Raw genomic sequence first — 13,494 nt, 5'->3', positions numbered from 1 at the left:
CCCCTCAGGCGTCCTGCTCCTTCTTCAGGCGGGTGATCCCGGCGATCCGGTACGCGTCCGCCTCTTCCAGGGTCTCGTTCTCCAGCAGGGCCTCCGTCAGGGCGTCGAGCTTGCCCCGGTGCTCGCGGAGTTTGCGGCAGGCCTCCTCGTAGCACTCGTCGACGATCCGGCGCATCTCGGCGTCGATCACATCCAGGGTCTGCGGCGCGGCCGAGAGTCCGTATGCCTGCTGGGCGTCGCTCGGCAGGGCGGACAGCCGGCCGACGCGCTCGCTCATGCCCCAGCGGGCCACCATCCCGCGCGCGATGTTGGTGACCTGTTCGAGGTCGCTCTCCGCGCCCGTGGTGATGACCCCGTAGACGACCTGTTCGGCCGCCATGCCGCCCAGGGCGCCGATGATGCGGCCGCGCAGGTACTCCTCCGAGTGCGCGTACCGCTCCACCTCGGGGGTCGACATGGTCACCCCGAGTGCCCGGCCGCGCGGCACGATGGTGATCTTGCGGACCGGGTCGGCGCCGGGCTGCAGCATGCCGAGGAGGGCGTGCCCACTCTCGTGGAAGGCGGTGCGACGGCGGTCCTCCTCGGGCATGACCAGGGTGCGTTCGGCACCCAGCTGTACCTTCTCCAGGGCCTCGGACAGATCGGGCTGGGTCACCTTGTCCTGCTTGCGCTTGACCGCGAGCAGAGCGGCCTCGTTGGCGAGATTGGCCAGATCCGCACCTGTCATGCCCGGGGTCGTGCGGGCCAGCTGGGCCAGGTCCACGTCCTCGGCGAGGGGGATCTCCCGAGTGTGGATCTTCAGGATGGCCTCGCGTCCGCCGCGGTCGGGCGGGGAGACGGTGACCACCCGGTCGAAGCGGCCGGGCCGGGTCAGCGCCGGGTCCAGGATGTCGGCGCGGTTCGTGGCCGCGACGACGACCACGCCCTCCGAGCCGGAGAAGCCGTCCATCTCCGTGAGGATCTGGTTCAGCGTCTGCTCGCGCTCGTCGTGGCCGCTCACCGACGGGCCGCCGCCCCGCTGCCTGCCGATCGTGTCGATCTCGTCGATGAAGATGATCGACGGCGCCACCTTGCGGGCCTCGGCGAACAGTTCACGGACGCGGGACGCCCCGACGCCGACGATCATCTCGATGAACTCGGAGGCGGAGGCGGAGAAGAACGGCACGCCCGCCTCGCCCGCGACCGCCCGTGCCAGCAGGGTCTTGCCGGTGCCGGGCGGACCCGCGAGCAGCACACCACGGGGCATCTTCGCGCCCATGCGGCGATAGGCGTCGGGGTGCTCCAGGAAGTCGACGACATCGTCCAGCTCCCCCTTGACCTCGTCGATGCCGGCCACGTCCGCGAACGTCGTGCGCTCGGTGCCCGGCAGCAGCTCGACCGGTTTGGGCGGCGCCTTGCGGCCGAACATGCCGCCCGCTCCGCCGAGGCCCGCGCTCATCCGCCGGGCGAAGAAGACCCACACCGCGACCAGGAGCACGATCGGGATCAGGGAGATCAGCAGGTTGGACAGAAGGCTGCGCTCCTGCACGACCGGCCGCGCGGTCACCGTGACGTCGTGGCTACTCAGGTTCTGCCAGAGATTGTCGTCCGCGAAGGCGGGGCGCTGGGTCCTGAACTTGGTGTACTCGCCGCCGTCGTCGGGATCGTCCCGCGCCTCCTTGAGCTCGCCCTGGATCGCGTCGCCCTTGGAGTAGATCTTGGAGACGTTGCCGGCGTCGACCTGCCTGCTGAACTCCGTGTAGGAGATGGTCGGCTCGTCTCCCTTGCCGAGGTAGTTCAGCCCGATGTAGGCGAGCAGAAAGACGATCACCGCGGTGACGGCCAGGCCCCACCATCTGCCGCGTGTCCTTCTGCCGCCGGGCCGCCGGGGCGGCTCGTCCGGCGTGCCCTCGGTGCGCCACGGCTGATCAGGGGTCTTGCGGGGCGGCGCGGCATTGCTCATACATGGACGTTACGGCACACAGCGGGCCTCGGCACGCAGTGAGGGCGCCCCCTGGACAGGGGCGCCCTCACTGTCGTACGGCTTCGCGTGTCAGCCCATGAACTTCTTGAACTCGTCCGGCAGCTCGAAGTCCTGGCCGGCCTGCTGGCCCGGGAGGCCGAAGGCGCTGCCGCCCTGGGCCCCGGCGGCGCGGCGTGCGGCCTCCTCCTGCTCCTGCTGCTTGCGCTTCATCGGGTTGCCGGAGCGCTGTTTGCCCTTGGCCTTCTTCGGCTGCTTCTTCGTCCGGCCGGGGCCGCCGCCCATGCCCGGGATCCCCGGCATGCCCGGCATGCCGCCGCCCTGGGCCATGCGGGACATCATCTTGCGGGCCTCGAAGAACCGCTCGACCAGGTTCTTCACCGCGCTGACCTCGACGCCGGAACCACGGGCGATACGGGCGCGCCGCGAGCCGTTGATGATCGTCGGCTCCTGGCGCTCGCCCGGGGTCATCGACTTGATGATCGCGGCCGTGCGGTCGACATCGCGCTCGTCGAGGTTGTTGATCTGATCCTTGATCTGGCCCATGCCCGGGAGCATGCCGAGCAGCTTGGAGATGGAGCCCATCTTCCGGACCTGTTCCATCTGGGCCAGGAAGTCGTCCAGGGTGAAGTCCTGGCCCTTCTTGGACGCCAGCTTGGAGGCCATCTTCTCGGCCTCTTCCTGGCTGAACGTCTTCTCCGCCTGCTCGATCAGGGTGAGCAGGTCACCCATGTCGAGGATGCGGGAGGCCATCCGGTCCGGGTGGAAGGCGTCGAAGTCGTCGAGCTTCTCGCCGTTCGAGGCGAACATGATCGGCTTGCCGGTGATCTGCCGGATCGACAGGGCCGCACCACCGCGGGCGTCACCGTCGAGCTTGGAGAGCACCACACCGTCGAAGCCGACGCCGTCACGGAAGGCCTCGGCCGTGTTGACCGCGTCCTGACCGATCATCGCGTCGACGACGAACAGGATCTCGTCCGGCGAGACCGCGTCCCGGATGTCCGCGGCCTGCTGCATCATCTCCTGGTCGATGCCGAGGCGGCCGGCGGTGTCCACGATCACGATGTCGTGGACCTTGGACTTCGCGAAGTCGATGGAGTCCTTGGCGACCTTCACCGGGTCGCCGACGCCGTTGCCCGGCTCCGGTGCGTACACCGCCACGCCGGCGCGCTCGGCGACGACGCTCAGCTGGTTGACGGCGTTCGGGCGCTGGAGATCGGCGGCGACCAGCAGTGGCGAGTGGCCCTGGTCCTTGAGCCACCGGCCGAGCTTGCCCGCGAGGGTGGTCTTACCGGCACCCTGGAGACCCGCCAGCATGATCACGGTCGGCGGCTGCTTGGCGAAGCGCAGTCGCCGGGTCTCGCCGCCGAGGATCGTGACCAGTTCCTCGTTGACGATCTTCAGGACCTGCTGGGCGGGGTTCAGCGCCTTGGAGACCTCGGCGCCGAGCGCACGCTCCTTGACGTTCTTGATGAACGTCCGCACGACGGGCAGTGCCACGTCCGCTTCGAGGAGCGCGATACGGATCTCGCGCGCGGTGGCGTCGATGTCCGCCTCGCTCAGACGCCCCTTGCCGCGCAGATTCTTGAAGGTCGCTGAGAGGCGATCGGAGAGAGTATCGAACACGGCGGCGTCGGTCCTCGGGAGTCGGGGGCAGTATGAGCGTCTTCCAGGGTATCCGGACCCGCAAGACAATCCTCCCCGCCTGCGGCATTCAGGGCCTGGGAGGGAACGACGGGGTCACGCCCGTAGCGTCTGCTCCAGCTTCCCGGCCACCGCAGCCGCCTCGTCGCCCGCCAGCGGCACTCCTGCGGCGGTCGTCACATAAAAGGCGTCGACCGCATTGGAACCCAGCGTGCTGACGTGCATGCTCCGCACCTGCACCGCCGCCTCCTCCAGTGCCCGGCCGATCCGGTGCAGCAGACCGGGCGCGTCATGGGCGCGGACCTCGATCACCGTCGCCAGCCGTGAGGCGGACGGGGCGACCGTCACGCGCGGTGGCGGCGCCACCACACCCCGGCGGCGCGGGTAGGCGGCGTCGCGTTCGGCGAGGCGGCCGGCGATGTCCAGGGAGCCGTCGAGGGCCCGTACGAGATCGGCGCGCAGCCGGGCGGCCTGCGGCAGGGAGCCGTACTCGGCGGCGACACGCCAGTTCAGCAGCAGTACGGAGCCGTCCACGCCGTCCGGCAGGTCCTGGGCGCGCAGTTCGGCCGTGCGGACCGTCAGACGGTGCATGGCGAGGACACCGGCCACGGCGGGCAGCACACCCGGCTGGTCCGGTACGGCGATGAGCAGCTCCACGCCGAGGGGCTCCGGGTCGCCGGCCGACCGCTCCTCCGCAGGGGGCTCGGTCTGCGCGCGCAGCGCCAGCACCGGGCTGCCCGTGGCGACCGCCTCGATGGCGAGCCGCTCCTGCTCCGCGGTCGGCGCGGCGGCCTCCGGCTCGTCCGGGTCGTCCCCGGCGAGCACCGCGGCGACCCGCTTCACCAGGTCGGCGACCAGGGACCCGCGCCAGGACGACCAGGCGGCCGGTCCGGTGGCCAGCGCGTCCGACTCGGTCAGGGCGCGCAGCAGCTCCAGGGTGCTCTGTGTACCGACAGCCTCCGCGACCGAGCGCACGGTGGCGGGATCCTCCAGGTCGCGCCGGGTGGCCGTCTCGACGAGCAGCAGATGATGGCGTACGAGGGTGGCGAGCACGGTGACGTCGGCGCGGTCGAAGCCGATCCGCGCGGCCACGTCCTTGGCGATGATCTCGCCGGCCACCGAATGGTCGCCCGGCCAGCCCTTGCCGATGTCGTGCAGCAGCGCACCGACCAGGAGGAGGTCGGGCCGGCTGACCCGGCGGGTCAGCTCGGAGGCGCGGACCGCGGTCTCGATGAGGTGCCGGTCGACGGTCCAGACGTGGACGGCGTTGCGCTGCGGGCGGCAGCGCACCCGCTCCCAGTCCGGCAGCAGCCGTGTGATCAGGCCCTCGGCCTCCAGCGCCTCCCAGACCTCGACGGTGGGACGGCCGGAGCCGAGCAGTGTCACAAGCTGCTCGCGCGCTTCCGCGGGCCAGGGTGTGGGCAGCGGGCCCACCGTGGCGGCCATGCGCCGCACGGCATGCAGGGAGAGCGGGAGGCCCGCCTGAGCGGCGGCCGCCGCGGCGCGCAGCGGAAGCACGGGGTCGCGTTCGGGGCGCGCGGCGCGGGCGAGGACCACCTCGCCGTCCTGCTCCACCACCCCTTCGGCCAGCGGGGAGCGCTCGGGGACGGGCTTGCCGCCTCCGAGCATGGCGCGCAGACGCGGCCGCACAGCGCGCGACCGCAGCACGCGCCCCACCTCACGCCAGGTCACATCGCTCGCGTACGAGATGACGCGCGACGCCTCGTAGACCTGCCGCAGCAGAGCGTCGCCGTCGAGGAGGCCGAGCTCGACGGACACCTGGTCCTGTTCCTGGAGGGAGAGCCGGTCGGTGGCCCGCCCCGTCGTCAGATGCAGTGCGTCACGGACGTCCAGCAGCCGGCGCCGGGCGTCGTCCAGTCCCTCTCGCGGGGCGTCGGCCAGCCAGGAGGCGGCGACGGCGCGCAGCGCGGTGGCGTCACGGAGGCCGCCCCGGGCCTCCTTGAGGTCGGGTTCCAGGAGGTACTGCAACTCGCCCTGGCGCTCGGCGCGTTCGGCGCACAGCTCCTGGAGTTCGGGGAGGCGTTTCGGCGCCTGGTTGCGCCAGTCGGCGAGCACGGCCGTGCGCAGTCCGGCGGTCAGGCCGAGATCGCCCGCGAGATGGCGGGCGTCGAGCAGGCCGAGGTGGGCCTTGAGGTCCTCGGCAGCCGTCTTGCGGGCCTCGGCCGGGGTGCGGACCGAGTGGTCGAGGGCGAGGCCGAGATCCCAGACGGGGTACCAGAGGCGGTCGGCCAGGGCGGCGACCGCGTCGGAGTCGCTGCCGTCGTGCAGCAGCAGGAGGTCGAGGTCGCTGCGCGGGGACAGCTCGCCGCGGCCGTAGCCGCCGACGGCGACGAGGGACGCCCCGCGCAGTCCCGGCGCGGCCGCGTCGAACAGGCCGGACAGCCAGTGGTCGGTCAGTTCACTGAGGGCGGCACGGCGCGGCGGCCCGGTCCGCGCCCCCTCCTGGAGGAGGCGCAGCCGGGCCGCCGCGTAGCCGCCGGGTCCCGAGTCCTCTGCTTCGTTGCGCATGTCCGTACGCGTCACCCGGCGACTCCTGTTCCTTCTTCTGCTGTCAGAGGGCGTCCGGGCCGCGCTCGCCCGTCCGGACCCGTACGGCGGTCTCGACCGGCAGGGACCAGACCTTGCCGTCACCGATCTTGCCGGTCCGGGCGGCCTTGACGATGACGTCGATCAGCTGCTCGGCGTCGTCGTCCTCGGCCAGCACCTCGATGCGGATCTTGGGGACCAGGTCCACGGTGTACTCGGCACCGCGGTAGACCTCGGTGTGGCCCCGCTGACGACCGTAGCCGCTCGCCTCGGTGACCGTCAGTCCGTGCACCCCGAAGGCCTGGAGGGCCTCCTTGATCTCGTCGAGCCGGTGGGGCTTGACGACGGCGGTGATGAGCTTCATGCGTCCACCTTCTTGCTCGCAGTGTCGGCGACCGGAGCGGAGGCGGCGGTCCGGGCGGCGCCGCCGCCGGCCCCGCTGAAGTCGTATGCGGTCTCGGCGTGCTCGGCCTGGTCGATGCCGGAGATCTCCTCGTCCTCGGAGACCCGCATGCCGATCGTCTTGTCGATCAGGAAGGCGAGGACCGCGGAGGCGACGAGCGAGTAGGCGAGGACCGCGAAGACACCGGCGCACTGCTTCCAGAACTGGTCGAGGCCGCCGCCGTAGAAGAGGCCCTGGACCTCGGACTGGCCCTTGCCGCTGGCGAAGAAGCCGATCAGCAGGGAGCCGGCGACACCGCCGACCAGGTGGACGCCGACGACGTCGAGGGAGTCGTCGTAGCCGAGCTTGTACTTCAGGCCGACGGCCATGGCGCACAGCAGACCGGCGATGGCGCCGACGGCGATCGCGCCGACCGGGGAGACCGCACCACCGGACGGGGTGATGGCGACCAGACCGGCGACCGCGCCGGAGGCGGCGCCCAGCGTGGTGAACGCGCCGTGGCGGATCTTCTCGTAGATGAGCCAGGCCAGCATGGCGGCCGCGGTGGCGATCTGCGTGTTGACGAACATCAGCGCGCCGACGCCGTCGTCGTTGCCGAGCCACGAACCGGCGTTGAAGCCGAACCAGCCGAACCACAGCAGACCGGCGCCGAGCATGACCAGCGGCAGGCTGTGCGGACGCATCGGGTCCTTCTTGAAGCCGACGCGCTTGCCGATGACGAGGATCACGCCGAGGGCCGCGGCACCAGCGTTGATGTGGACCGCCGTACCACCGGCGAAGTCGATGACGCCCAGCTCGAAGGCCCAGCCGCCGGCGCCCCAGACCCAGTGGGCGACCGGGAAGTAGACGACGGTGGCCCACAGGGCGACGAACAGCGACCACGCCGTGAACTTCACGCGGTCCGCGAGGGCACCGCTTATCAGGGCCGGCGTGATGATCGCGAACATCAGCTGGAAGACCATGAACACGAAGATCGGGATGGTGTATCCGTCCCACAGCTCCGTCAGCCCGATGTTGCTGAGGCCCACCCAGTCGGAGGTCCAGCCGACGACACTGCCGGAGTCCGTACCGAAGGCCATGGAGAAGCCGTACAGCACCCACAGGATGGTGACGATGCCGATACTGATGAAGCTCATCATCAGCATGTTGAGGGTGCTCTTGACGCGGACCATGCCTCCGTAGAAGAAGGCCAGGCCCGGTGTCATGAGCAGCACCAGGGCGGAACAGATGAGCATGAAACCTGTGTTGGCGGCAGAGAGCTTGGGCGCCTCTGCGGCAAGCGTGATGGCTGGTGCCATCGGCGTCTCCTCGTCGTTGGTACGGCCCCGTGCGGGCGAAGCCTGAGCGGATTGAGGGGTGGGCCGGTTATGCGCCATGAGATTGGCGCAGCGCGGTTTCGGTGGAAGCCCCTCGTTGTTTCGCCGCCGTGACGAAGGCGCCGTGTGTGTTACGCGTCGATGAACTGGCGGATATGGCCCACGTCGATCGTTATCGTGGCGCAACCTTCGGAAGAGGAAAGAAACCGGCCGCGGGCGGCCTTCCGATGACCTGGCGGGGGGAGCCGAGTCGGGCAGTTCGGGAGGGCCGGCCGCGGCCGGGGCCTGGCGGGATCAGACCGCTTCGGCGGTCTCGGGCAGCTCTGCGGCGAGCTTCTCGGTCAGGTCCACGACGTCGGCGAGGTCCCCGAAATCGCGTACGGCCGTGTCGACCGTCTTTCGGATACGAGTGTTGACGCGCTCGGAGCGGACCTTCTTGGCGATCCGCATGGCATCGGCGGCCGGCCCGGTGCTCCGTTCGGGCTCGCGCTGGAGCAGGTGCACCGTGGCCAGACCGATCAGGTTCAGCGCGTACGAGCGCTGGTGCTCGTCGTCCTTGGCGAAGAGGTCGACCGCCCGCTGCATGAGGGGCTCGGCGAGGGAGGCGTAGGTCGGGCTGCGGCCGGCAACGTAGGCGAGGTCCCGGAAGGAGTGGGAGTTCTCGCCGTACAGCTCGGCCTCGGAGAAGAAGCGGATCCAGTCGGGGTCCGGCTCGTCCCACTCGTCGATGTCGGCGAAGGTGTCCTCGGCCATCCGGACCGCCCGCTTGCACTTGCCGGGCTGTCCCATGTTGGCGTACGCGCGCGCCTCCATCGCATACAGCATGGACTGGGTGCGCGGACTCGCGCAGTCCCGGCTGCCGTACTGCGCGAGGTGGATGAGCTCCAGGGCGTCGTCGGGCCGCCCGAGATGAATCATCTGGCGGCTCATGCTGGACAGGACGTACGAGCCGAGCGGCTTGTCGCCCGCCTCCTTGGCGGCGTGCAGGGCGAGCACGAAGTACTTCTGGGCGGTGGGCTGAAGCCCCACGTCGTACGACATCCAGCCCGCGAGTTCCGCGAGCTCGGCGGCGACCTTGAACAGCTTGCGCGTGGTGGCCTCGGGCTGGGGTTCCTGGAGGAGGTCGGTCACCTCGTGCAGCTGGCCGACGACCGCCTTGCGGCGCAGACCGCCGCCGCACTGGGCGTCCCACTGGCGGAACATCACCGTGGTGGACTCGAGGAGCTCCAGCTCGGGCCGGGACAGCCGGCCGCCGCGGCGGCTCGCCGACGGCTCGGGATCCGCTTGCGGGGCCGCCGCGGTGGGCACGAGCCAGCGCTGCATCGGCTCGATGAGGGACGGGCCCGCGGACAGGACCAGCGAGGTCCCGAGGAAGCCGCGCCGCGCCAGCATCAGGTCGCTGCGCGAGAACTCGCTGAGCAGGGCCACCGTCTGCGGGCCCGTCCAGGGCAGGTCGACGCCGGACACGGAGGGTGATTGGCGGGTGGCGCGCAGACCGAGGTCCTCCACGGAGACGACACAGCCGAACCGCTCGGAGAACAGCTCGGACAGGATCCGCGGGATGGGTTCGCGCGGGTTCTCGCCGTCCAGCCAGCGGCGCACCCTGGAGGTGTCCGTGGAAATGTGGTTGGCCCCCAACTGGCGGGCCCGGCGGTTGACTTGGCGGGCGAGTTCGCCCTTGGACCAGCCGCTGCGCACGAACCACGAGGTAAGGAGCTCGTTGGGGCGTTTGTCAGCCTGCGCAGCGTTTCCAGCGCTCGTCCCGCTTCCGCCGTTGCCGCCCACTGGAACGCCCCCATCCCTGAGACCACTTGTCACTGAGTGCGCCAAGCCCTATCAGAATGCCGGTAAATACGTCCTCCCGTCCGGTAGTTGTCACCCTTGGAACGGAAAGCCGACTTGCCTCCGGCATACCCACGAGCACATGCACCCTCAGGACTCGTGCACTCAAAGTAATCCTACGATCACGCGTCCAGCCATGGCGAACCCGGAAACGCCACCATTCGCCACCCCATCGAATGAACTCACGGTCGCCCGCGCGCGATTCACTTGACACAGGACGAACGGAAGTGGGCGGAGCGGTGCACTCGGGGGCGCGCAGGGCCGGGCACACCACGCGGGGCGCTTCCGAGCGCGACATGCACCGGATCAGGTGACGGAGAGTCACACGTCACGCTCGTCGCGTAACCACCGGCGCGCTGGACCCGTTGGAGGGGGCATGGGCTTCACGATCGGCGGCATCCGGGAGATCCGCCCCGGCTCGCGTCGGCGCGGGCGCTCCTCGGAGTGCACCGCGGTCGCCGAGTTCACCGGGCTGTGGGGCTGGGACGTCGTGCCGGGTGCACGGGCCGCGGCGGGCGCGTGCTCGTGCGGCCACGCGGACTGTCCCGCTCCGGGCGCCCATCCGCTCGACTTCGCACCGCAGGTCCCGGCCGGCGCCACGCTCGACGAGGTGACCAGGGCCTGGGCGGAGTTTCCCGGCGCCTCGGTGATGCTGCCGGTCGGGCGGGCGTTCGACGTGATCGAGGTGGCCGAACCCGCCGGGCGCCGCGCACTGGTCCGGCTCGAACGCATGGGCCTCCCCCTCGGCCCCGTGACCGCAACACCTCATGGCCGCGCCCAATTCTTCGTCGCCCCCGGCGCCGCCGCCGACCTCCCCGGACTGCTCTACCGCATGGGCTGGGACGACCCGACCTCCCTCGACCTGCACGGCCTCGGCCCCGGTACGTCCATCACGGCCCCGCCCTCCGACCGCGGCGGCCTGGGCCCGGTCCGCTGGCTGCGCTCCCCCGCCCTGGACTCGGCGACAAGGCCGCCGGCGGCCCGGCTGCTGCTGGGAACGCTGGCGTATGTGGCACACCGGTCACGGGCGTAGGCCTGCGACCCGGACTCAGGCGTGTCCGGGCTCACGGCGTACACAGCGAAGGGCCCCGGCGCATCTGCACCATGCGGTGGGGCCCTTTTTCAGCTGCACGCAGCCAGGTGCCACCATCGAGTGTGGAACCACGACGGTGAGGGACCCGGTCCGCGAGAGCGGCGCCGACTCAGGCGCAAAGACAGCAGCGCCCGCCTCCGACTGCACTTTGGGGCGGGCGCTTCTTGCGTGACCTCCGAGGAGCGGATCCCGGATGCAGGAGGTCCTACTCCCCGATAAGGGCGTCAACGAACGCCTCCGGCTCGAACGGCGCCAGATCGTCCGCGCCCTCGCCGAGCCCGACCAGCTTGACCGGCACGCCCAGCTCGCGCTGGACCGCGACCACGATGCCGCCCTTCGCCGTGCCGTCCAGCTTGGTGAGCACGATGCCCGTGATGTCGACGACCTCGGCGAAGACACGGGCCTGCACCAGACCGTTCTGCCCGGTCGTCGCGTCGAGGACCAGCAGCACCTCGTCGAGCGGCGCGTGCTTCTCCACCACCCGCTTGACCTTGCCAAGCTCGTCCATGAGCCCGGTCTTGGTGTGCAGACGGCCCGCGGTGTCGATGAGCACGACGTCCATGCCCATCTCCTTGCCCTCCTTGACCGCGTCGAAGGCGACGGAGGCCGGGTCGCCGCCCTCCGGACCGCGCACGGTGTAGGCGCCGACCCGCTCGCCCCAGGTCTGGAGCTGGTCGGCGGCGGCGGCACGGAAGGTGTCGGCGGCGCCGAGGACGACGGTGCGGCCGTCGGCCACCAGAACACGGGCGAGCTTGCCGGTGGTGGTGGTCTTGCCGGTGCCGTTCACGCCGACGACCATCACGATGCCCGGCTTGCTGGTCTCGGGCTCGGTCTTGACGGTGCGGTCGAAGTCGGTGCCGACCAGCTTGAGCAGCTCCTCGCGCAGCAGCGCGCGCAGCTCCACGGGCGTGCGCGTGCCGAGCACCTTCACCCGCTCACGCAGCCCGTCCACCAGCTCCTGGGTGGGCTGCACCCCGACATCGGCAGTGAGCAGCGTGTCCTCGATCTCCTCCCAGGTCTCCTCGTCGAGGTGCTCGCGCGACAGCAGCGTGAGCAGCCCCTTGCCGAGCGCGTTCTGGGAGCGGGAGAGCCGGGCGCGCAGGCGCACGAGGCGTCCGGCCGTCGGCTCGGGGATCTCGATCTCGGGAACTTCGAGTTCCGGGGCGGCCGGAGGCTCCGCGACGGCCGTCGGGGCCGAGCCGTCCGGAAGGTCCACCTCCTCTATCGTCCGGCGCGGTTCGTCGCGCGGGGTCTCGGCCTCGTCGCCGATGTGCGGCTCGGCCGGAGGGGCGGTGATGTCGGGCGCGGACGGGGGCGGCGGGGGCAGCGGCTTCTTGCGCCGGGTGCCGATGACGAGCCCGCCGAGCGCGCCGAGCACGACCACGGCGATGACTACAGCAAGGATGACGGTTTCCATAACAGCTCCAGTATGGCGTGACCTTTCCGCACCGCCTTTCTTCGTCCGCGCCTCTGCGTCCGCGCCGGGATGTGCGCCCAGCTTTTCGAACACCTGATCTATCGTTCTCGGCTATGGCTGTCTGACGCCCCGTCAGTTAACGTCCCCCCTCACACCCGCCCTGCGAAGGGGGACCCGCCATGCCCGTATCGGTCGTACGCTTCAACCTCGTCGAGCCGGACGCCACCCCCGCCTCGCTCGGCGCCCGCTACCGGGCCGCCCTGGAGATGGCCGCGTACGCCGACGAGCGCGGGATCACCACCGTCCAGACCGAGGAGCACCACGGCGTCGCCAACAACTGGCTGCCCTCGCCGTTCGCGTTCGCGGGCGCGGTCTTCGGCGCGACCCGGCATCTCGCGGTCACGGTCTCGGCGGTCATCGGCCCGCTGCACGATCCGCTGCGGCTCGCCGAGGACATCGCCGTACTCGATCTGCTCAGCGGCGGGCGGCTGGTGACGGTCTCCGGTATCGGGTACCGGCCCGAGGAGTACGCACAGTTCGACGTGGAGTGGCGCCGGCGCGGAAAGCTCCAGGACGAGGTCCTGGAGACGCTGCTGAAGGCCTGGACCGGCGAGGAGTTCACCTACCGGGGCCGCAGGGTGCGGGTCACCCCGCGCCCCTGCTCCGACCCTCACCCCCTGCTGCTGGTCGGCGGCTCCTCGAAGGCCGCCGCCCGCCGCGCCGCCCGGCTGGGCCTGCCCTTGTTCCCCAGCGCGTATCTGCCGGAGCTGGAGGCGTACTACAAAGAGCGGCTCGTCGAGTACGGCACCGGGGGCTGGACCATGATGCCCGCCGCCGAAACCCCGCTGCTGCACATCGCCGAGGACCCGGACCGGGCGTGGGCGCACTACGGCGAGCACTTCCTGCACGAGGCACGGACCTATGCCTCCTGGCAGACCGGGGACATCACGTCGGCGGTGAGGTCGGCGGCCACGACGGTGGACGAGCTGCGGGCCGAGGGCGTGTACCGCATCCTCACGCCCGAGGCATGCCTGGACCTGGGCCTGGACAACCTCGTGCTGCATCCGCTGGCGGGCGGGATGCCGGTGGAGGAGGGCTGGCGCAGCCTGCGGCTGTTCGCGGAGCGGGTGGTTCCGGCGTTGGGCGGCTGACCTGACCCTATGAGGGCGGGGGCTCCCCCTCCCGGCTCGTTCAGGGAACAATCGTTCTGGGGGAGCCGAGTCGGGGTCTGGAGGCCCGCGATGTCGGCTTACGTAGGGATCGATGTGCACC

The 13,494-nt window shown here is 70.8% G+C and carries 9 protein-coding genes; 2 read left to right on the top strand and 7 right to left on the bottom strand.

Translation table 11 applies throughout. From position 1 onward, the window contains the following. Positions 1–4 precede the first annotated feature (4 nt). The 6 genes from ftsH to nsdA form a co-directional block, all read right to left on the bottom strand. On the bottom strand, positions 5–1,942 hold the full coding sequence (gene ftsH, locus F7R91_RS30380; protein WP_150954024.1) for an ATP-dependent zinc metalloprotease FtsH: 1,938 nt from the start codon (positions 1,940–1,942) through the stop codon (positions 5–7). A 90-nt stretch (positions 1,943–2,032) separates the two neighbouring features. Further along, positions 2,033–3,586: a signal recognition particle protein gene (gene ffh, locus F7R91_RS30375; protein ID WP_150954021.1), complete on the bottom strand. Its 1,554-nt coding sequence runs from the start codon at positions 3,584–3,586 to the stop codon at positions 2,033–2,035. Positions 3,587–3,700: 114 nt separating this feature from the next. Then, positions 3,701–6,148, bottom strand: coding sequence for a [protein-PII] uridylyltransferase (locus F7R91_RS30370; protein WP_150954018.1), 2,448 nt, complete (start codon positions 6,146–6,148; stop codon positions 3,701–3,703). Between the two features lie 28 nt (positions 6,149–6,176). Continuing rightward, positions 6,177–6,515, bottom strand: coding sequence for a P-II family nitrogen regulator (locus F7R91_RS30365; RefSeq protein ID WP_003997576.1), 339 nt, complete (start codon positions 6,513–6,515; stop codon positions 6,177–6,179). Next, positions 6,512–7,852 carry an ammonium transporter gene (locus F7R91_RS30360; RefSeq protein WP_150954015.1) on the bottom strand — a complete coding sequence of 447 codons (1,341 nt, stop codon included), beginning with the start codon at positions 7,850–7,852 and terminating at the stop codon, positions 6,512–6,514. The genes F7R91_RS30365 and F7R91_RS30360 overlap by 4 nt, the downstream gene beginning before the upstream one ends. 312 nt (positions 7,853–8,164) lie before the next feature. After that, on the bottom strand, positions 8,165–9,655 hold the full coding sequence (gene nsdA / locus F7R91_RS30355) for a transcriptional repressor NsdA (RefSeq protein WP_150954012.1): 1,491 nt from the start codon (positions 9,653–9,655) through the stop codon (positions 8,165–8,167). A 433-nt stretch (positions 9,656–10,088) separates the two neighbouring features. Here nsdA and F7R91_RS30350 point away from each other — a divergent pair, with 433 nt between their 5' ends. After that, entirely contained in the window at positions 10,089–10,745 is a 657-nt protein-coding gene (locus tag F7R91_RS30350; RefSeq protein ID WP_150954009.1) for a bifunctional DNA primase/polymerase, read from the top strand. Positions 10,746–11,010: 265 nt separating this feature from the next. On the opposite strand, the gene ftsY is transcribed toward F7R91_RS30350, so the two are convergent. Beyond that, positions 11,011–12,222, bottom strand: a complete 1,212-nt coding sequence (gene ftsY, locus F7R91_RS30345; RefSeq protein ID WP_150954006.1) for a signal recognition particle-docking protein FtsY — start codon at positions 12,220–12,222, stop codon at positions 11,011–11,013. A 179-nt stretch (positions 12,223–12,401) separates the two neighbouring features. On the opposite strand from ftsY, the gene F7R91_RS30340 reads away from it, so the two are divergent. Then, entirely contained in the window at positions 12,402–13,373 is a 972-nt protein-coding gene (locus F7R91_RS30340) for an LLM class flavin-dependent oxidoreductase (protein WP_150954002.1), read from the top strand. The last annotated feature ends 121 nt before the right edge of the window (positions 13,374–13,494 follow it).

It is taken from the genome of Streptomyces luteolifulvus, from assembly GCF_008806595.1.
GTDB classification, from domain to species: domain Bacteria; phylum Actinomycetota; class Actinomycetes; order Streptomycetales; family Streptomycetaceae; genus Streptomyces; species Streptomyces luteolifulvus.
Note: the sequence above shows the minus strand (reverse complement) of the source record. Positions and strands in the feature narration are given on the sequence as shown.